Below are 20,020 nucleotides of genomic sequence, written 5' to 3' on the forward strand. Positions count from 1 at the left end.
GTGAGATCTCCGTTCCACGTCGGATGCTTGAGTGGAATGAGTAGTCTTCGCAACTGTGACAGGTAACAGGATCGCGGTGCTGGCCAATCCCGTTGCAGGGCGCGGCCGGCACCGCCGCCTGATTTCCGACGTTATTGAAACGCTCCGGTCCTCTGGGCGGCCGTGTGAATTGCTGCAGGCTGGCAGCCGGGCCGAGGCCGCGGTCGCCTGCAACCAGGCCGTTGCCGACGGCGCTGCCGCGCTGGTGGCCCTTGGTGGGGATGGCACGCTGCACCTGGCGCTGCAAGCGGTGGCGGGCACTCCGGTAGCCCTGGGTGTCGTCCCCCTCGGCACGGGAAATGACTTCGCGACCGCGGTCGATATTTCCCCGGAACCCCGGATTGCGGCAAACGCCATCGCCGGAGCCCTGCGTAACGGGCGGCAGACCCGCGTCGATCTGGCCCGAATGATTGACGCGGAAGGCGACAGCCGCTGGTTCGGTGCGGTGCTCGCCACTGGATTCGACGCGATCGTCAACGAGCGCGCCAATCGGATGCGCTGGCCCAAAGGGCCGCGTCGTTACGACCTTGCCGTGGCGCTGGAACTGGCACGACTGCGGCCGCGGGCCTACACGCTGGAACTCGACTCAGAGGTGCACCGGTTCGCCAGCGTGCTGGTCGCGGTCGGCAACGGTCCGAGCTACGGCGGCGGGATGCGGATCTGTCCGGACGCTGACCTGGCGGACGGCCTACTTGACATCGTTGTGGCGGACCCGTTGAGCAGGGTCACGCTGGCGCGCCTAAAGCCGCGGCTGCGTCGTGGCACCCACATAACGGATCCCCGGGTGCATTGCTACCGCGCCCGCGAGGTGCGCATCGACGCGGAGGGCATCGTCGGCTACGCCGACGGGGAGCGGGTCGGGCCGCTTCCGCTGCGGGTGGGCTGCGTACCCGGTGCACTGCGGTTGCTCCGCTGAGCACGGCGTCAGGGGATCGGCGCGGCCACCGAAGGGTACGGGCAGTACCCGCCGCGAAGGAGTGAGATGTCGATCGGATCGGTCAGCCCGGCCACGGTCACCGCGCCGCCTGTCCCGGCACCCTCCGGCTCCGCAACGCCGACCTCCGCGCCCGCCGGATCTCCGGCGGGCGCGGCCTCGCCTGCCACAACTCAGGCGCCGGCTCGGCGCGGCGAGCCCGGCGGGGTCGCCGACGCGGCTGCCAGCGGCCCGCGGGCCGAGGTTCCGGCGCACGATCCGTGGGCAACCCTCGGCACGGTCGTCGACATCTACCTCTGAGATCCCGCTGGCACTTCGGCCACCCGGGCCGGTCAGATGGAGCAGCCCGCGAGTGCCAGGGTGGCGCTGAGCCCGTTGGCGTGGCCCGGCTCGGCCGCGGGCAGCACCAGCGCCGCGCAGCCCGCCTTGACCGCCCCGGCATCGGCGGGGGTGTCGCCCACCATCAGGGTGCGTTCCGGGTCGGCGCCGAGCATCCCGCAGGCGCGCAGGAAGATCGCCGGATCGGGCTTGCAGCGGCCCACCTCGTACGACAGCACGAACGCATCGATCAGATCGGTGAGCCCCCAGGCGGCGAAGATCGGCCGGATGTCGAAGCCGATGTTGCTGACCACGGCCACCTTGATCCCGGCGTCGTGCAGGGTGCGCAGGGTCGGCTCGGTGTCCGCGTACGGAAGCCAGCCGTCGGGGCCGAGCAGCCGCTCGTACAGGGCGTCGGCCAGGCCCTCGACGTCGGTGCTCACGGTCTGCGCCAGGCCGGTGTACGCCGCGCGGTGGCTGTGTTCGTACAGATCCCGGTCCGCCCAGTGCTCCGCGAGGTGGGGCGGCACCCGGTGCGGCACCGGGCCCCCGGCCCGGCCCGCCATCACCAGGCGGTCGGCCAGCCCGGTGGCGCGGCCCCGGTCCAGGGAGGTGCCGCACGCCGTGGCGGCCGCGATCACCCAGGCCACCGGGTCCTCGACCTGCGCGAGGGTGCCGTGGAAGTCGAACAGGACAGCGTCGACCTGGCGGCGCGGGGATTCCGGCGGTTGACGGGTCGAGTCGCGCAAGTCCGGCACGCCGTGCACGATACCGACCGGGAGGGACGCGCCCGCCGCCAACCGCCGCTCGGTACTTGTCACACGGACGAATTAGCCTGGGACCCATGACGAGCCCCGCCGAACGGTATGCGGAGTCGAAGCGGCGGGCGGCCCGCGCGGCGCAGTTTCCCGCCCTCGACGATTTCATGCTCGATGTCGGCTTCGACCTCGACGACTTTCAGCGGCAGGCGTGCGAGGTGCTGGAGCGTGGCAGCGGGGTGCTGGTGTGCGCGCCCACCGGGGCGGGCAAGACCGTGGTGGGGGAGTTCGCGGTGCACCTGGCGCTGCGGGCGGAGGCCGCTGTCGGGGCGCCGCGCAAGTGCTTCTACACCACCCCGATCAAGGCGCTGTCCAACCAGAAATACCACGACCTCGTCGAGCGGCACGGCGCCGACAAGGTCGGCCTGCTGACCGGCGACAACGCGATCAACGGCGACGCCCCGGTGGTGGTGATGACCACCGAGGTGCTGCGCAACATGCTGTATTCGGGGTCGGCCAGCCTGCGCGGGCTGGCGTACGTCGTGATGGACGAGGTGCACTACCTCGCCGACCGGTTCCGTGGCGCGGTCTGGGAAGAGGTGATCATCCACCTGCCCGCGTCGGTGACGCTGGTGTCCTTGTCGGCCACGGTGAGCAACTACGAGGAGTTCGCCGACTGGCTGGTCACGGTGCGCGGGCAGACCGAGGTGGTGGTCAGCGAGCATCGGCCCGTCCCGCTGTGGCAGCACATGCTGGTCGGCAAACGCATGTTCGACCTGTTCCACGACCCCGACGCGGCCCGCAAGCACGACGTGCACCCCGAGCTGCTGCGCTACACCCGGGAGATGATGCGCCGGCTCGAGCTCGGTGACCGGGCCGGCGGCGGCTACGGAGGCCGCGGCCCCCGCCAGCGCCGGTGGCTGCCGACCGCCCGCGCCGAGGTGGTCGACCGGCTGGAGCGCGCCGGGCTGCTGCCCGCGATCCTGTTCATCTTCAGCCGCAACGGCTGCGACGCCGCGGTGCAGCAGTGCCTCGCCGCCGGTCTGCGCCTGACCAGCCCGGACGAGCGGGCCGAGATCCGCCACATCGCCCAGGCGAGGGTCGCCGCCATCCCGGCCGAGGACCTGTCCGTCCTCGGGTACTGGGAGTGGCTGGACGGCCTGGAGCGCGGCATCGCGGCGCACCATGCCGGGATGTTGCCCGCCTTCAAGGAGGCGGTCGAGGAGTGTTTCGTACGCGGCCTGGTCAAGGCGGTCTTCGCGACCGAGACGCTGGCCCTGGGCATCAACATGCCCGCTCGTTGCGTCGTGCTCGAGCGCTTGGTCAAGTTCAACGGCGAGGCCCATGTCGACCTCACCCCGGGGGAGTACACCCAGCTCACCGGCCGGGCCGGGCGGCGCGGCATCGACATCGAGGGGCACGCCGTGGTGCTGTGGAGTCCCGAGGTGGATCCCCGGCACGTCGCGGGGCTCGCCTCCACCCGGACGTATCCGCTGCGCTCCAGCTTCCGGCCCTCGTACAACATGGCGGCCAACCTGGTCGGCACGGTCGGGGCGGAGCGGGCCCGGGAGCTGCTGGAGTCCTCGTTCGCGCAGTTCCAGGCGGACCGCTCGGTGGTGGGGCTGGCCCGCCAGGTGCAGCGCAACACCGAGATCATCGAGTCGTACGGGGCGGAGGAGACCTGCCACCACGGCGACTTCGAGGAGTACTTCGCGATCCGGGTGGCGATCGCCGAGCGGGAGCGGGCCCTGGCCCGGCAGGGCGCGTCGCAGCGGCGCGCGGCCGCGGTGTCGTCGCTGGAGGCGCTGCGGGTGGGTGACGTGATCCGGGTGCCCCAGGGCCGCCGGGCCGGGCTGGCCGTGGTGCTGGACCCGGGCACGGGCGGGTTCGGCGAGCCGCGCCCGCTGGTGCTCACCCAGGACCGCTGGGCCGGGCGGGTCAGCCCGGCGGACTTCCCCGGGGCGGTGGACGTGCTGGAGCGCATCCGGGTGCCGAAGCATTTCAACCACCGTTCGCCGGCGGCCCGGCGGGATCTGGCGTCCTCGATCAGCGCCACCGGGCTCGACCGGCACGGCGGTGGCCGGCGTGCCCGCAACCGTGGCGGCGGCAACGGCGAGGACGCGGAGATCGCGCTGCTCAAGGTCCGGATGCGTCAGCACCCCTGCCACGCCTGCCCCGAACGGGAGGACCATGCCCGGTGGGCGGAGCGGCGGCACCGGCTGCAGCGCGACAACGACGGGCTGCGGGCCCGGGTGGCGGGCCGGACGGGTTCGCTGGCCCGCACGTTCGACCAGGTCTGCGCGGTGCTGGCCGATCGGGGCTACCTGAGCCCGGACGGGGAGGTCACCGACGCGGGCCGGATGCTGGCCCGGATCTGGACGGAGGCCGACCTGCTGGTCGCCGAGTGCCTGCGCCAGGGCGTGTGGGAGGGCCTGGCCCCCGAGGAACTGGCCGCCGCCGTGTCCGTGGTGCTGTACGAGTCGCGCCGCGAGGGTGACGAGCGGGCCTCGATGCCCAAGGGGCCGGCCACGGCCGCGGTGGACGCCTGCGTGAAGCTGTGGTCGGAGATCGAATCCACGGAGGCCGCGCGTGGCCTGTCGCTGACCCGCGAACCGGACCTCGGGTTCGTCTGGCCGATGTACCGGTGGGCCCGCGGCGAGCCGCTGGCCAAGGTGCTGGCCAGCGGCTCCAACTACGACCAGGACATGCCCGCCGGTGACTTCGTCCGCTGGGCGCGGCAGGTGCTCGACCTGCTCGGCCAGCTCAAGGACGCCTCCGGTGCGTCGCCTGCGGTGCGCGACACCGCCCGCCGGGCGATCGGGGCGGTCAACCGGGGGGTGCTGGCCCACCAGCCGACGCTGTGACCGTGCGGTGTGGACGCTGCGCAGTGGTGAGTCGCGGCGCTACGCCGCGTCGATCATTTCGTGGCCCCGCTGACAGCACTCGCGGCTGGGTGCGCCGGAGCTGCGTTCCGCCTTGGCCTGCTGGGGCAGGTGCTGCGGCGAGATCCGGCGCGTCAGCACGGGTGTGGTGACCCCCTTGAGCCGGGTCCGCGCCGCGCGTACCGGTCCGAACAGGCGCCGGACCTGGGCGAACGCGTGTGGCCCGATCTGCAGCTCGCCCGGCCCGGCGAGATCGCACAGTCGGCTCGCGAGGTTCACCGGGCGTCCCCAGACGCCGTAGCCGGCCGGGGGCCAGGAGCCGGTCACGTAGATTTCACCGGTTTCCACCCCGGCATGGACCGACGGCAGGCCCAGCCGGGCGCCGCCCGACGCCACGAGTTCGAGCCCGGCGGCGACCGCGCGTTCGGCCTCGTCGCCCTGCGTCGCGTGCAGGCCGAAGACGCACATGAAGCCGTCGCCCATGATCTGCTGGATCTCGCCGCCGTGGTGGCGGGCGATGTCGACGAGGTCGTCCATGAGCGGCTGAACCACCTGGTAGACGATCTCCGGCTCGACGGTCTCGACGAGCCTGCTGAAGCCCGAGAGATCGGCGAACAGCACGGCTGCGTCGCGCCGGTGTCCCGTCGCGTGGTCGAGGTGGTGCTGCTGAACGACATCCACGTTGAGTCAGAGTTCTGGCATTCAGTGGTGATACATCACCGGGGTCAGCGTTTAGGCTGCTCCGTACGCGCTGAACGTGCACCAGTTGACGTACGCCGCCGGGTCCGTGGGGTCCAGAGCGGCCCGCGCGGTGTGCAGCGCGTGCGCCAGCGTACGGCCGGTGGCCACCTGTTCGTGCAGGGCGACCATCAGGTCCACGGCGGCCACGTCCGGGACGGCAGCCACGCTGGCGACCACCCCGGCGGTGCCCCGGGCCAGCAGGGAGCTGATGAACCCGACCACCTCGTCGCCCGCGTAGCTGACATCCGCACCGGACTGGCAGGACGCCAGCACCAGCCGGTGCGGGGCGACCCCGCTGTTGTGCAACTCCTGCACGGTCAGCGGCCCGTCGCTGAGCACCAGCGAGGAGAACAGCGGGTTGTCCGAGCGCAGCCAGCCGTGGCAGGCCAGGTGCACCAGGTCGGCGCCGTCGAGCTGGCGCAGGACCCGTTGCGTGGTGCTGTCGGGCGGCGCGATGGTCACCGCGCCGGGGTAGCGTTCGGACAGCAGTTGCACCTCGGTGGTGGCGCCGGGCAGGCTCGGGCCCTCGACGAGCACGGTGGGGCCCGGCCCCGGGTGCGCGAGGGCCGCCTCGCGGGTGCGGGTCCACAGCGCCGCCGAAGGAGCCAGCGACACCGGCGCGTCCCACAGCGACGACCACGGGATGCCGTGCAGCTGCCCGGCGGGCACCACGACCAGCTCGGCGTCGGCCGCGACGCTCAGCGGCGCCAGCAGCAGCTCGCGCAGCTTGGCGACGCGCACGTCCGCGCTGAGGCGGGCGGCGTCCAGCGACGATTCCGGCAGGGCCCGGGTCAGCCGGCGCAGCGCGAAGAACAGCGCCCGGACCTGCTCCAGCACGGGCGCGCTGGGCCCGAGCGCGACGAGGCGGCTGCGCCGCGGCTCCACCACCACCGCGACGATGTCGTCGTGCAGCACGGCGTACTCGACCAGGACCCGGCCGTCGAGGGCGGCGCGCAGCCGGGCGGGCCGGATCGTGGCGGTGACCTGCCGGTTGTCCGTACGGCGCCGCCAGCTGGTGCGCCGGATCCGGTCCTCGATGGCCTTCTGCCGGGCCAGCAGCGGGTCGCGCAGGCCGACCGTGCGCTCGCCCGTGGCCAGCCCCTCGAGTTCGGCGTGGATGCCGCGCAGCGCCTCCAGATCCGCCACGTCCGTGCCGCCGGGCGGCTCCACGGCCAGCAGCGCGGCGGCCCGGGTGCGTTCCATCCAGTCCAGCACCCGCGGCGGTGAGCCACCGCGGACCATCACCGCGAGCCCGAGCTGGCCCAGCTCGGCGCCGTGCCCGGAGGCGAGCGCCCGCAGTTCGACCGAGGGCAGGGCGGTGCGGTGCCGGGCGAGATCGGCGAGGCCGCGCCGGCAGTGCGTCAGCACCCCCGCGTCGTCGCCGAGCAGCGCCGCGGCGGTCGCCCCGGCCACGCTGCCGCGCATCCGGATCAGTACGGGGCTGCGCCGGGCCAGTTCGACCGCGTGCTGCAGCGCCGCGACGGCCTCCCGGCGGCGCCCCAGGGCGGCAGCGATGCGCCCCGCGATGTCGTACGCGCCGACCGCGTACGCCCAGGTGCCCTGATCCTCCAGGGTGCGGCAGACCCGGCGGGCCGCGCGCAGGTCGTCGGCGGTCGCGCGGCCCGCGTCGAGCCGTGCCTGTGCGTGCACCAGGGCGGCCCTGGCCTTCCACGCGCGACGCCCCTGCCGGTCGAAGCTGCGTGCGGCGACGGCCGAGGCCTGCTCGGCCTCCCGCGGGTCACCCGTGAGCAGGGCGAGCTGGGCGACCCGCAGCTCCGCCTCGGCGCCCATCAGCGGTACTCCGTGCCGTTCGAACTGTTCGGCGGCGGAGCGCGCGGCGGCCGTGGCCTCCGGGATGAGCCGCAGGTCCATGAGGGCGTCCGCGTACTCCACGTAGTGCTCGCCCAGGGGTAGCCCGGCCGCCTCGAACGCGTGCGCCGCGTCCTCGAACAGCCGGACCCCGTCGGCGAGGCGGCCCGCGTGGACCGTCGCCCACGCCCGGGTCTCGATCACCATGGCCACCAGGGCGGGCCCGACCTCGTGGGCGAGGGTTCCGGCGTCGTCGAGGCGGCGGAGTGCCTCGGCGTGGCGGCCGTACTGGGCTTCGATGATGGCCAGGTTGTTGCCTGCGATGACCCTGGTGCGGGCGGGGGTGCCGGGGCCGGACAGCAGCTCTCGGTACGCGGCGGCGGCGGGCGCCAGCTGGCCGATGTTCTGTTGCAGGACGGCCCGCTGGAAGGTCAGCTCGACCGCCCGGTCCGGGGCGACCAGGGGCTCCGCGGCGTCGAGGTCGTGCTGGGCGCTGTCGAGGCGGCCCAGCTCCTGGTTGACCGCGGCGCGGCTCATCAGGACGTCCGCCAGGACGTGCTGCAGCTTGTGCCGGCGGGCGATCCGGGCGGCCTCGTCGAGGAGCTGGCGGGCCGGGGCGGCGGCCAGCCGGGCCCGCTCCGCCCAGGCGTGCGCGCGCAGCGCGAGCGCCAGCGCCTCGGGCGGGCCGGAACGGCGTACCGTTCGGACGAGTTCGGCGGCGATGGGCCCAAAGCGTCGGGGATCCGCTATTACGCCCTCATGAACTCGCCTAGCGTGTATCACAAGGTCGTCAGGCGTCTCTTGTTCCACTGAGGGTTCCATCTCCACCGCGCGTGCGACCGCCCGTCGCTGTGCCGATCTATCACAAAGGCCAGGAACCGCTATGAATCTGACCGATGCGCCCCTGGGCTATGCCTTCGAGGGCGACTATCCGGAATCCTACGGCTCCGAGCTGGTGCGCCTGCGTACCATCGTGGCCCAGCAGGTGGTCCGCTTGGCCGACACCCGGCCGTCCGCCGAGGGCCGGCTGCTCGGCATCCTGATCGGGCGCCGGTCGAGCGACCCGCAGCGCGCCCAGATCGAGGTGGCGCTGCGCCGCGACGGTGCGCCCAGCCTGCTGGCCCGCGGTGAGCTGCTGATCTCGGCGAAAGATCTCGCCCGGGGTGCCGCCGGTGCGCTGGTGCAGGACTACGACGACCAGTCCGTCGGCGACCATGTGCGGCTGCGCCGGTTCGCGGCCGGGCGGGCGGAGCTGGCCCGGATCATCGACGGACTCGGCGTGCAGGACATCGCCGCCCACCCGAACTACATCGCCTCGATGGCCGCGGTCGGCAAGGGCGTCGGCGGCCCGGAGAATGCGCCCTCGCTGGGCGACTTCGCGAACTACCGCATCCCGAACGCACCCGGCGACGGCGGACCCGGGCCGCGGCCACCGGTCGCGGTGATCGACACCGGCATCGAGGAGAAGGTCCGCACGGACCACTGGCTCGGCGACGTGACGCGCACCAAGGACAACCTGGACCTGCTCGACGTGCTGCCCCGCGGCGGGGACGGCTTCCTCGACTACGAGGCCGGGCACGGCACGTTCGTGGCCGGGGTGGTGCAGCGGGTCGCGCCGACCGCGGACATCAAGGTGTACCGTGCGGCCGACACGGACGGCTTCGCCACCGACGACGACATCGCCGCCGCGATCGTGCAGGCACACCGGGACGGCGCGGAGATCATCAACTTGTCGCTGGGCGGCAAGACCCTCGACGACCAGCCGCCGCTGCTCATGCAGCAGGCCGTCGAGACGGTGCACGCCGAGGCCGGGCGCGACAGCAAGGGCCGGTTCAACAAGGTGATCGTCGCCGCCGCGGGTAACTACGGCGACCGGGGGATCGTCTGGCCCGCCGCGCTCGACGGCGTCGAGGCGGTCGCCGGGCTGACCGCGTACCTGTCGCCCGCGTCCTGGTCCAGCTACGGCGCGGTGCGCTTCTCCACGGTGGGTGAGGGCATCCGCTCGGTGTATCCCGAAGGTGCCGAGTCGCCGCTGTTCGATCCCGAGCCGGACACGTTCGGCCCGGACGCGACGGCGGTGTGGAGCGGCACCTCGTTCGCCGCACCCCAGATCGCCGGGGCGGTGGCCCGCATCGTCGCCGAGCAGAACGTCTCGCCGCGCGACGCGGTGGACCTGCTCGACATGCGCGGCAAGGCGGTCGTCGGCTTCGGCAAGGCGATGCGGATCCTGCAGGGAATCGGATGAGGCGACCCGGCAAACGGGCCGCGACGTGACACCGGGCGGCCCGGCAACCGCCGTCCGGCGACGTGACGAAGCGGGGACAAGATGGCAGACATGCTGGAGTGGGAGCTACCGGCTCTCGTCAAGGCCAGTGTCGAGCGCGACGAGGACGCGTGGAACGAGATCGTCCGCCGGTTCGCCGGCCTGGTGGCGTACGTGATCCGGCACTACCGGCTGTCGCCGGCCGACACTCAGGATGTCAGCCAGCTCGTCTGGCTGCGTCTGGTCGAACATCTGGGCCAGCTGCGCGAGCCGTCCGCCCTGCCGGGCTGGCTGACCACCACCACCCGGCACGAATGTGAGCGGTACCTGCGCACCAACGGCCGTAACGTGGCCGTGGACCCGCAGACCATGCCCGCGCTGGACCGCTCCGACAGCCCCGAGATCGACGAGCTGCTGATCGCCGCCGAACGCCGCCAGGTTTTGCTGGACGGGCTCGGGGAACTAGCACCCCAGCAGCGGGAACTCTTGCTGATGCTGACCGCGGACCCGCCGTACTCGTACCAGGAGATCAGCCGGGTGCTCGGGGTGCCGATCGGCAGCATCGGCCCGATGCGCAGCCGCGTGCTGGGCAAACTGCGCGACACGGACGCCGTCCGGGCGTACCTCGGGGAAGACGAATCCGCACACACCGGGAGGTGTCCGTGATGCCTTGGCGCAACTGGAGTGACGACGAGGAGTTGTTCCTCGACGTCCGCGACGCACTGCATCCCGATCCGATCGAGGCCCAGGTCGTGGCGGCGGCCAGCGCGGTACGGGCCTGGCAGACCGCCGACCCGGACCGGGAGCTCGCCGCCCTGCTCTATGACTCCTACGTGGATCAGACCGTCGGCGTACGCGGCCCGCAGCCCAGCGCCGCCCGCAACCTCGTGTTCGGGCGCGACGAACTGCGGGTCGAGATCGAACTGTCCGACGCGGGCATCGAGGGCCAGCTCATCCCGCCGGAACCGGCGACGGTACGGCTGTTCACCGTGGCCGGGCCGGTGGCCGAGACCACCGCGGACGAGGTCGGCTGCTTCACGTTCCCGGCCACCCGGCCCGGCCCGATCCGCATCGAGTGCTCCGTGGCGGGTCGCCAGGTCGCCACGGAGTGGATCAGCGTCTGACGTTCGTGCCTACGTGGTGGGCGCGTGCAGTGTGATGGTCGTCCACGCGCCGACCTGCACGCGGTCGCCGTCGCCGAGCGTGCGGCTCTGACCGGCCTTCAACGGCGTCGCCTCGTCGTTGACGTACGTGCCGTTGGTCGAGCCCAGGTCGGACACGAGCCAGCCGCCGTCGATGTTGACCGTCAGCAGGGCGTGGCTGTGCGAGACGCCCGGGTCCAGCGGGGCCGCGGACAGGTCGATCTCCGGGTCGGTCCCCTTCGACGTGCTCTTCCGGCCGATCCGGGCCTGGGGGGTGGGCAGCGGGAAGCGGCGCTCGGGGAAGTGCTCCGGAAACTCCACCCCCTCGATCGCGTTGGCGTCGAAATACCCCCGGTCCGCGGACACCGTCGCGGTCCACTGCCCCGCCGGGCGCGGCGCCGCCGGTGGGGTCTCCAGGTCGGGCACCTTGCCGGTGTTGTGGTCGTACCCGCAGTCCTCGCAGAAGCGCCACATCGCGGTGCGCGGGGTGCCGCAGTTCGGGCACGGGGCGCCGCGCCCCGGCGCCGGGGCCGCGGTGGGCGCGGCGGCGGGTGCCGGGGGCGCGGAGGCGGGCGACGCGACGGGTACGGTGCCGCCGATCCGCGCGCCGCAGGTGTCGCAGAAGTCGTCCGTGCTGGACGGGTGGCCCTTCGGGCAGGTGTACGTCGTCATTGCGCGCGCCCCACCCGGACCGTCTTCGTGGAGCGGGTGTCCAGCGCCATCTCGTCGGCCGCCTCGACCTTGCGGCGCAGCCGGACCGTACCGGTCGCCGGGTCCTCGATGTCGACCACCGTGGCCAGCAGTTCCTCGGTGGCCTTGTTGCCGCTGGCGTGGGCGAGCTGCGCGGCCCGGCCGAACTTCAGGGTGGCCGTACGGTCGTCGCCCGCCTTGCGAGCCTCCAGCCCGGCCTGGATCGCCTCGGCCAGCTCGGCCTGCCCGGTGTAGTGCGCCACCTGCCGGTTGATCCGGGTGGACAGCGCGGTGTCCTCGGTCCACACCGCGCGCACCAGGCACTGGGTGAGCACGTCGTCGCCCTCGACCACGGACACCCGGGCGGCCAGCATCTCGTCGCCGGCCGCGCCCGCGGTCACGTCCACGCAGACGTGGTAGTCGCGGCTCTCGGCGCCCCACGACCCGAGCGGGTAGCGCCCCGCGCGGGGCCCGTCCTCGGTGCGCTTGCCGGTCAGGTCGACGACCTCCGGCTCGACCTGCTTGACGAAGCGGACGGCCGCGTTCACCGGGGTCCACACCTTGAGTTGCACGTCCGCGCTGGTCTTACCCATCGCGGCGGTCATCATCTGCTCGAACGCGGCGGTCAGGTCGGCGGGGCGGGCGACGATGTCGACCGTGCCCAGCAGCGCCGTGGCGATCTTGCGCAGCTCGGAGACCTGCCAGTTGGTCCCCACGCCCCGGCAGTCGCACTGGAACTTGCCCGCGATCTGCTGCAGCACCTGTTCCAGATAGCCCTGGTACTCGCCGTTCTCGCCGTCGGTGAGCAGGATGGCGTGCGCGATGTCGCCGGGGCGCTGGGCGAACAGCTGAGCCGCCAGGCTGAGCCAGGCGCCCATGGCCGTGCCGCCGTTGGCCTGCAGGCGGTCGATCGAGCGGACCGCGTCGGCCCGGCTCTGCGGCGACGCGACCGCGAGCTGGCCGGGCGCGGGGAACAGCTGCTGTGCGGTGCTCACCCCCGCGATGATGGCGAAGTGGACGCCGTCGTCGAGGCATTCGATCGCCGCCTTGGCGGCCTGCCGGGCGGCCGCCATCCGGCCTTCGGCCTGCATCGAGCCGGACGCGTCCACGATGATGATCTCGGTGGCGCCGGCGGTGCGCCGGCCACCCTCGCTGCCGGTCGAGGCGACCGTCACGATCGCGTTGACCTCGGTGGCGCCCAGCGAGAGGAACTCGTTCTGGAACGCCTCGGCGGTGTACGGCACGGGCCTCTCCTTCAGGACGCGGTGATGGGTTCGACGGTGGCGGCGGTGGGCTGGTGGGGGACGAGGGTAGCGGTCGCGGCGGGGTCGACGGGGACCAGCGCGACCGTGATGTTGTCCGCGCCGCCCGCCTCGTTGGCGAACGCGGTCAGCGACCGTGCCGCGGCCAGCAGCGGGTGCGCGGCACCGGCCCCGGCGGCCAGATGGGCGCGCACGGTGTCGCCGAACGCCGCGGGCTCGGGCAGGTAGTTCCACAGCCCGTCGCTGCACAGCACGAGGTGCCCGGGGCCGGGCGCGGTGAATCCGCCGGTGCGCGGCGTGACCGGCCCGGCGTCCGCGCCCAGCCACGCGGTGATGGCGTGCGCTTTGGGGTCGCGCCACGCGGCCTGCGGGTCGGCGCCCAGCGCGATGGCGTGGATGGCCCACGAGTCGTCCTCGGTCAGCGCCACGATGTCGCCGGACGCGGGCAGCCAGTACGCGCGGCTGTCGCCGACCCAGCCGTACCCGACCTCGGCGCCACGCACGCACGCCGCCACGATCGTGCAGGCCGGGTTGGAGGCGGCGCGCCGCGGATCCCCGGTACGGGCCAGCGCGGCGACGGCCGTGGCGGCCGAGGACAGTGCCGTCGCGATGCGTTCGGGCAGGGGCTGCGTGCCCGCGCTCAGCAATGGCCCGGCGGTCTCGGTGGCCAGCTCGGACGCCACGTCCGGGTCGAACGAGGCGGACACCCCGTCGCAGACCACGGCGTCGATGCCGGCCGCGGTGCCCCCCAGGAACACCGAATCCTCGTTGCGGTGGTGGCGTCGGCCCCGGTCGGTGACCGCGGCGGCCGCACCCGCGACGGACTCGAGGTGGTCGCGGGGACGCCCGGCCAGCATCCCGCAGTGCCCGCAGTAGCCGTCCGCACCGATGGCGCCGGGCGTGCCGCACGCCGGACACGCCCGGTCGGCCCCCGTGACACCGTCTGCCCCGCCCGATGGGCTGAGCACGCCCGATGGACTGAGCACGCCTGATGAAGCGAGCACACCTGATGATCCGAGCACGCCTGATGAGCCGAGCACGCCCGCCGCGGTCAGCGGCCGGCCGCACTCCTCGCAGAATGCGGCTCCGGCGCCGCGTTCGTCCACACAGGACATGCATTCGGTGACGGTCACGCGGGTTGCCTCCTCGGACATCACGTACGGGTCCGCGGACGCGCCGCGTTGGCCAGGTCCACCAGGCGGATCTTCTCCGCGCCGTGCGCCGCGTGTGCCACCTCGCGGTACGCGGCCTCCAGCGCGAACCGCACATCGCGCTCCGCGACGGCGCCGTTCGCGCCGCCCGGCGTCGCGGCCACGGCGCCGCCCAACACCCCCGCCGGTACGGCGGCGCCACCGGCCAGCGCCTGCAGGGCCTGCTCCAGCAACTCGGCGCGCAGCGCGGCGAGCTGCGCCGCCTCCACCTCCAGCCGATCGATCAGCGCCGCCGCGGCGGCCAGCGCGCTCACGTCCGCGGCGGCGCCCGCGTGCGGGCGAACCAGGGCGCGTACCGCGCCGACCTGGGAACTGTGGTACGCCGACGAGGTGCCCGGCACCCGGTTGTACGCCTCCACGGCCCCGTTGCGGTCACCCGCCGCGAGCCGGCACCGGGCCAGCCCGGCCGCCGCCGTCGTGTACGCCGGATCGGTGCGGCTCACCACGTCGTAGCGGGCCGCGGCGTCGCCCGGCTGCCCGGCCATCTCGTACGCCAGCCCCAGAGCCAGCTTGGGCGCCAGCTCCCCGGGCAGCGCCGAGTAGACCGCGTCGAACTGGGCGACCGCCTGGGCGGTGTCGCCGCTGGCCAGCGCCAGCACCCCGTCGTACCAGGCGAGCCGCCAGTCCGCGGCGGCGCCCGCGGCGATCGTGTCGCGCATCGTCCGCGCGTCCGCGAACGCGTCCGGGCCGGATCCGGCCGCGCCCAGGTCGATGAGCGCCCGCAGCGCCCGCAGTTGCACCTCGATGGTGTTCTCCGGGGCCTTGCCGAGCAGCGTGAGGACCTCCTGCGGGTCGGTCACGGTGACCGAGGCGAGGAAGGCGGCGGCCGGGTCGGCGAGGTCGATCAGCGGGGCGGGCAGGAACCGCCAGTCCGGTTCGTCCGCGCGGGTGTCGGTGCGTAGTTCGCTCGTGAACAGCCGCGACGGCGCCGGGTGCGGCGTGCCGCCGGCGGCGAGGACCTCGCGCAGCACGCCGAGCAGCTGCTCGCTCATCTCGGCCGCGTCGACGAACCGGTCCGCCGGATCGGTGCGGGTGGCCCGCTGCAGCAGCCGGTAGAACGACTCGTTGCGCCGGTACACCGCGAATGCTTCGCGATCCGGCAGGCTGTCGGCGTACGTGCTCTGGTAGCCGCGGAAGTCCGTGGTGAGCACCGCGAGGGTACGCCCGATCGTGTACAGGTCCGACTGGATCGACGGCCCGGCGGTGGCCATCTCGGGAGCCTGGTAGCCGACCGTGCCGTAGATCGCGGAGTCCAGGTCGTCGACGCGCACGACGCCGCCAAGGTCGATGAGCTTGACCTGGTCGCCGGTCTGGATGACGTTGTCGGGCTTGAAGTCACAGAAGATCAGGCCGCGGTCGTGCAGGTAGCCGAACGCGGGCATGATCTCCAGCACGTACGCGAGGGCCTGCTCGACCGGCAGCGGGTCGGTACTGCCCGCGTTGGCCTGCATCCGGGCCTTGAGCAGGCTCTTGAGGGACTCGCCGCCGACGTACTCCATGACGATGTAGCCCGCGCCGTCATGCTCGACGAAGTTGTAGATCTTAACGATGTTGGGGTGTTCCACCTCGGCGAGGAAGCGCCGCTCGGCCACCGCGGCGGCCAGCGCGTCCTCGTCGCCGGAGTTCAGCAGGCCCTTGAGCACCACCCACCGGTCGGAGACGTTCTTGTCCACGGCCAGGTAGATCCAGCCCAGGCCGCCGTGCGCCAGGGGACCGACCACCTCGTACTGCCCGCCGACCAGGTCGCCCTTGGACAGCTTGGGGGTGAAGTCGAACGGCTCGCCGCAGGACGGGCAGAACCCGGACGTGCGCCCGGGGCGCTCGCCGCGGGCCCGCCCGACCGGCTTGCCGCACTTCGCGCAGTACCGCTTGTCCTCCGGCACCTGCGCGACCGCCATCACCGCGGTCGACGGATCCCGCGGGGGCAGCGGGGCCACGTCGACCAGGCCGCCCCCGAAGCGCCGGCGCCGGCTGCCGCTGGTGCTGCCGGTGCGCCCGGACCCACCGGTACGGGTGGACAGCGCCCCCGTGCGCACCGACGGCGCGGTGGCGGTGCGCTGGGCGGGCAGCGCGGTCGCCCCGGTGCCCGCGGCCCGGGGCGTGGCGGGCGGGGCCATCCCGCAGGTGTCGCAGTAGCCGTCCTCGATCGTCCCGGTGCAGTCGCGTGGGCACGTCATAGCTGGCCATCCCTGGTGTGCGTGGCGGTGAGCGCGGCGACCGCGTTCTGGTACGCGGTGACCGCCGTGCGCGCGGCGTCGAGGTCGCACGGCGCGGTCCACAGTGCCGCCCGGGCGGCCTCGGCCAGCGGCGTCAGCGTGGGGTCCTCGGCGGCGCCGCGCCGTGCCGCCTTGGCCTGGTACGCGTCGAGCCGTCCGCGCAGCTCGTTGCGGGCGGCCAGCAGGCCGCCGTTGTGCCCGGCCGCGTCGCGCAGTGCGCTCAGGTGGTGCCGGGCGCGGCGGTTCCAGTCGGCCAGCCGTGGGCTCAGCAGCGACCAGTGCCCGGCCGCGGCCAGCGCGTCGATCGCCGCCAGGTCCGGTCCCAGGTCGGGTCCCAGGCCGGTGACTGCGGCGAGGTCGGCGTCCGCGAACCGGCCGGAGACCTCGTCCGCGGCGGCCTGTGCGGCCCGCCCGGCCTCGGTCAGCTCCCCGGCGAGGGCGTGCGCGTCGGCCAGCCGCTGGGTCAGGGCCTCGCGCAGCTCCGCCGCCGAGGTGCGTTCGGCGTCGGCGCGGTCGATCAGCGCCCGGACCGCGGTGAGCCCGTTCTCGTCGCAGCCCAGCGGATCGGTGGCCAGGGCGGCCGTGACGTCGCCGAGGCGCCGGTCGGCCTCGTCCAAGGCGGCGCCACCGGCCGGTCCGGCCAGCGCCCGGACCTGGTCGAGCGTGGCCGCGAGTTCGGCGGCGCGGGGCAGCAGCCGCTGCCACACCTGTCCGGCCCGGGTGGCGACGTCCACCACGGTCGCGAACGCCGCCTCCATCGCGGCCAGCAGTTCCGCCGGGGTGCAGGTCGTGCTGACCTGCCCGGCGCCGAGCAGGCCGCGCTGGGCCAGCGGCACCGTGGCGACCGACAGCGTGATCGAACGGCCCAGCACCTGCTCCACGTACGCGGCCTTCTCGGCGTCGCCGAACCGGCGCGCGTCGCGGGCCGCCCGGGCGCCGGTGGTCAGCGCGGTGAGCAGGCCGTAGCCGTCCCACAGCTGGGTCAGGGCGGTGGTGGCGTCGGCCCACGCGGCGGCGGTGGCGCCGGTGAGCCGGGTGCCGTCCAGCTCCTTGCGGGCGGTGTTGTCGTCGAGGTCGACCAGGTTCGCGGCCACGGCGGTGGCGGCGGCCTCCAGGCGGCGCAGCTCGGTGTCGGCGCGGGCCAGCAGTTCGGCGGGCGGTGCGGTCATCGCCGGTTCAGTCCCGGTACTCGGGGCTTGGCGGCTGCGGGGCCGGGCCGAACCGGCCGAGCCACCGGTCGTACGTGCGCTTCCAGGTGCCGTCGGCGCGGTTGCGTTCCAGCACGGCGTTGACGAACCGGGTGAACTCGGGGTGCTTGTTCGACATGGCCAGCCCGTACGGCTCGTCGGTGAACCGGTCGCCGACCACCTTCGCGTACGGGTCCTGGGCGGCCAGCCCGGCGAGGATCGTGTCGTCCGTGCTGATCGCGTCGACCTCGTTCTGCTGGAAGGCGACCAGGCAGTCGCCGAAGCCGGCCCGTCCCACGGGGATCGGCCGGGCGGGGTTCTTGGCGATGTTGTCCAGCGACGTCGAGCCGTTGGGCGCGCAGACCCGCTTGCCGCCGAGGTCGGCGATGCCCTTGGCCGGCGACGACGAGGAGACCAGGACCTTCTGCCCGGCGTCGTAGTAGACCGTGGAGAAGTTCACCTGCTTCCACCGCGCGCAGTTCATCGTCATCGTGTAGGCGACCAGGTCGACCGTGCCGTCGGCGGCGTAGGGCACCCGCTTGTCGTTCGCGATGACCTTGATCTTCAGCTTGCTCGGGTCCCCGAAGATCGCCTCGGCGATCTGGCGGCCCATGTCCACGTCGAACCCCTCGACCGTGCCGGTGAACGGGTTGCGTGAGCTGAACAGCAGGGTGTCCTGGCTGGTGCCGAGCACCAGCCGGCCCTGCTTCTGGATCTGCGCCATGTAGCTGCCGGTCGGCATCTTGCCCGGCTGCGGCAGGGCACCACTGGGCCGCAGGCTGCGCCGGGGCTGGCAGGAGGTGTCCACGGGAGCGTGGGCGGCCGGTGCGGTGGTGGCCCGCGCCTGGGTTGCGGCCGGGGGGCGGGGGTCCGCGGTGCACCCCGCGAGGGCCGCCGCGGTACACAGGATTGCCGCGGCGAGCGCGGCGCGGGCTCGGGTCGGGCGGGTCACCGGTACTCCTCCAATCGGGCGCGGATGCCGACGGCGGCCAGGGCGCAGCCGAGCAGGGCGAGCATGGGCCCGAGCACGGTGAGCGCGCCCAGGCCGCGCCCGGCCGTATCGATCTCGTCCGTGAACGCGGCCTTGCGGTCCTCCATCGCGGCACCGATCGCGCCGGTGGCCGCGCCGAACGTGTCGGTCGTCGCGTCGCCGATCGCCAGGTCGACCGCGGCGTCGTAGTCGCCGTTGTCGTCCAGCGCCCGCACCTTGGCGTGCGCCTCGGCGTAGTCGGTCAGCCGCCGGCTGGCGTCGCCGACCGCCGAGGCGGCCGGGTCGGGAAGGTCGACGGCGATCTCGCCGAGCAGGTTGTGCACCTTCCGGTCGACCGTGTCGAAGTCGTCCTCGTAGGCGCCCCGGCCGCTGCGTGCCACCAGGGTCAGCGCCTCGTCGCCGCGTTCGCGCAGCGCGAGGATGCGGGCTTCGGCGAGCCGGGCGACCGGGGCCGACCCGTCGGTGTCCGCGTTGTGCAGGCGTGCCCGCTGGTGGGCCAGCAGCCCGCCCGCACCGAGCGCCAGCACGGCGGTGACCACGGTCGCGGCGACCAGCGGCAGGTTGAAGGTCCGGTGGGTGGTGCGACTCAGGTAGCGCTGGGCCAGCACCAGCGCCAGCAACAGCGCGGCCAGCAACAGCACCAGCAGGGTCTCCCAGACGGAGCTGCGGGCGTCGGCGTACCCGGCGTCGACCTCGTCCTGGGCGGTGCGGAACAGCGTCTGCGCCTGCGGCAGCAGGGTGTCGCGGTTGAGGGTGGAGGCGGCCGACAGGTATGCCGCGCCCACCGGCAGTCCCTGGCGGTTGTTGGCGCGGGCCGTGGCGACCAGGGCGGCGTACCGGGCGACACCGGTGGCCAGCTCGTGCACGGCGTCGGCGCCGGCGCCGCTCGCGGGTGTCCGCCGGGCCGCCGAGGCCAGTGCGTCCGTGGCGCGGCGCAGGTCGTCGTCGTAGCGGGCGGTCAGCGCGGTGGGCTCCAGCCCGCCCGCGAGGAACGCCTGTGCGGCCGTGGTGTCCGCGTCGGCCAGCGCGGAGTAGATCGTCTCGGCCTCGATGAGCAGCGGCTGGGCCCGGCCGCCCAGGTCGGCGGTGCCGGTCGTCGCGGCGCGCGCGGCCAGCCCGCTGACCAGCCCGGTGAGCAGGCCGAGGGTGAGCAGTGCGGCGAGGATCAGTTGCAGGCGGCCGGGGGAGGTGTGGCGCAGGGCGCCGACCCGGTGCAGCAGCCGGGCGGCGCGGCTACCGGTGGGCGGCGCGACGTCCGGCGTGGCCCTCGGCCGGTCGAGCTGGGCGGTGGGCAAGCTTCCTCCGTCGATGCCGATCGTGTACGACCCGTCACCCTGACACTGTGCGGCACCGCCGCAACAGATGATCTTCGCGGCGGCCGACCGAATCCGGGGCGGGCGCCGAGTCTACGGACACCGACGCGCGCCCGGCGGGATGGTCCCGCCGGGCGCGCGTCGCCCATGGGTGTGAACCCTGGCCGGTCAAGCTCAGCCGCGCTCGCGCGGCCCGCCCGGTCAAGCTCAGCCGCGCTCGCGCGGCCCGCCCGGTCAAGCTCAGCCGCGCTCGCGCGGCCCGCC

At 73.7% G+C, this 20,020-nt stretch carries 16 protein-coding genes; 6 read left to right on the plus strand and 10 right to left on the minus strand.

All coding sequences use genetic code 11. The features are described 5' to 3' along the window. Positions 1–76 precede the first annotated feature (76 nt). The gene (locus ACMCNO_RS15955; RefSeq protein WP_412750223.1) at positions 77–955 is read left to right on the plus strand and encodes a diacylglycerol/lipid kinase family protein; all 879 of its coding nucleotides are present in this window, start codon (positions 77–79) and stop codon (positions 953–955) included. Positions 956–1,021: 66 nt separating this feature from the next. After that, positions 1,022–1,273 (plus strand): hypothetical protein, encoded by a 252-nt coding sequence (locus ACMCNO_RS15960; RefSeq protein WP_412750224.1) that lies wholly within the window; start codon positions 1,022–1,024, stop codon positions 1,271–1,273. Positions 1,274–1,305: 32 nt separating this feature from the next. Here ACMCNO_RS15960 and ACMCNO_RS15965 read toward each other — a convergent pair whose 3' ends face one another. Beyond that, positions 1,306–2,058, minus strand: a complete 753-nt coding sequence (locus ACMCNO_RS15965; RefSeq protein ID WP_412753715.1) for an HAD family hydrolase — start codon at positions 2,056–2,058, stop codon at positions 1,306–1,308. A gap of 77 nt (positions 2,059–2,135) precedes the next feature. Here ACMCNO_RS15965 and ACMCNO_RS15970 point away from each other — a divergent pair, with 77 nt between their 5' ends. Further along, positions 2,136–4,913 (plus strand): DEAD/DEAH box helicase, encoded by a 2,778-nt coding sequence (locus ACMCNO_RS15970; protein WP_412750225.1) that lies wholly within the window; start codon positions 2,136–2,138, stop codon positions 4,911–4,913. A gap of 39 nt (positions 4,914–4,952) precedes the next feature. On the opposite strand, the gene ACMCNO_RS15975 is transcribed toward ACMCNO_RS15970, so the two are convergent. Next, a complete protein-coding gene (locus ACMCNO_RS15975) occupies positions 4,953–5,612 on the minus strand; it encodes an adenylate/guanylate cyclase domain-containing protein (protein ID WP_412750226.1) in 660 nt (219 codons plus the stop codon). A 51-nt stretch (positions 5,613–5,663) separates the two neighbouring features. Then, positions 5,664–8,264 carry a CHAT domain-containing protein gene (locus ACMCNO_RS15980; protein ID WP_412750227.1) on the minus strand — a complete coding sequence of 867 codons (2,601 nt, stop codon included), beginning with the start codon at positions 8,262–8,264 and terminating at the stop codon, positions 5,664–5,666. A 100-nt stretch (positions 8,265–8,364) separates the two neighbouring features. Here ACMCNO_RS15980 and ACMCNO_RS15985 point away from each other — a divergent pair, with 100 nt between their 5' ends. From ACMCNO_RS15985 to ACMCNO_RS15995, 3 genes are all read left to right on the plus strand, one after another. Then, positions 8,365–9,726, plus strand: a complete 1,362-nt coding sequence (locus tag ACMCNO_RS15985; RefSeq protein WP_412750228.1) for a S8 family peptidase — start codon at positions 8,365–8,367, stop codon at positions 9,724–9,726. A 90-nt stretch (positions 9,727–9,816) separates the two neighbouring features. Continuing rightward, a complete protein-coding gene (locus tag ACMCNO_RS15990) occupies positions 9,817–10,410 on the plus strand; it encodes an RNA polymerase sigma factor (protein WP_412750229.1) in 594 nt (197 codons plus the stop codon). Next, complete coding sequence (locus tag ACMCNO_RS15995) at positions 10,410–10,868, plus strand: carboxypeptidase-like regulatory domain-containing protein (RefSeq protein WP_412750230.1); 459 nt, start codon at positions 10,410–10,412, stop codon at positions 10,866–10,868. The genes ACMCNO_RS15990 and ACMCNO_RS15995 overlap by 1 nt, the downstream gene beginning before the upstream one ends. A 9-nt stretch (positions 10,869–10,877) precedes the next feature. Here the strand turns inward: ACMCNO_RS15995 and ACMCNO_RS16000 are convergent, their stop codons facing one another. From ACMCNO_RS16000 to ACMCNO_RS16030, 7 genes are read right to left on the minus strand one after another with little or no spacing between them, the layout of a single operon-like run. Beyond that, the gene (locus ACMCNO_RS16000) at positions 10,878–11,558 is read right to left on the minus strand and encodes an FHA domain-containing protein (RefSeq protein WP_412750231.1); all 681 of its coding nucleotides are present in this window, start codon (positions 11,556–11,558) and stop codon (positions 10,878–10,880) included. Then, positions 11,555–12,820: a VWA domain-containing protein gene (locus tag ACMCNO_RS16005; RefSeq protein WP_412750232.1), complete on the minus strand. Its 1,266-nt coding sequence runs from the start codon at positions 12,818–12,820 to the stop codon at positions 11,555–11,557. The genes ACMCNO_RS16000 and ACMCNO_RS16005 overlap by 4 nt, the downstream gene beginning before the upstream one ends. Before the next feature lie 11 nt (positions 12,821–12,831). Then, positions 12,832–13,971 (minus strand): PP2C family protein-serine/threonine phosphatase, encoded by a 1,140-nt coding sequence (locus ACMCNO_RS16010; protein WP_412750233.1) that lies wholly within the window; start codon positions 13,969–13,971, stop codon positions 12,832–12,834. Positions 13,972–13,991: 20 nt separating this feature from the next. Next, on the minus strand, positions 13,992–16,226 hold the full coding sequence (locus ACMCNO_RS16015; protein ID WP_412750234.1) for a tetratricopeptide repeat protein: 2,235 nt from the start codon (positions 16,224–16,226) through the stop codon (positions 13,992–13,994). After that, entirely contained in the window at positions 16,223–17,434 is a 1,212-nt protein-coding gene (locus ACMCNO_RS16020) for a hypothetical protein (RefSeq protein WP_412750235.1), read from the minus strand. The genes ACMCNO_RS16015 and ACMCNO_RS16020 overlap by 4 nt, the downstream gene beginning before the upstream one ends. A 7-nt stretch (positions 17,435–17,441) precedes the next feature. Further along, positions 17,442–18,404, minus strand: a complete 963-nt coding sequence (locus ACMCNO_RS16025) for a glutamate ABC transporter substrate-binding protein (RefSeq protein WP_412750236.1) — start codon at positions 18,402–18,404, stop codon at positions 17,442–17,444. Next, complete coding sequence (locus tag ACMCNO_RS16030) at positions 18,401–19,738, minus strand: hypothetical protein (RefSeq protein WP_412750237.1); 1,338 nt, start codon at positions 19,736–19,738, stop codon at positions 18,401–18,403. Before ACMCNO_RS16030 ends, ACMCNO_RS16025 begins: the two co-directional genes overlap by 4 nt. Positions 19,739–20,020 lie beyond the last annotated feature (282 nt).

Origin of the sequence: Krasilnikovia sp. M28-CT-15 (genome assembly GCF_047159595.1) — a bacterium.
Taxonomy (GTDB): domain Bacteria; phylum Actinomycetota; class Actinomycetes; order Mycobacteriales; family Micromonosporaceae; genus Actinoplanes.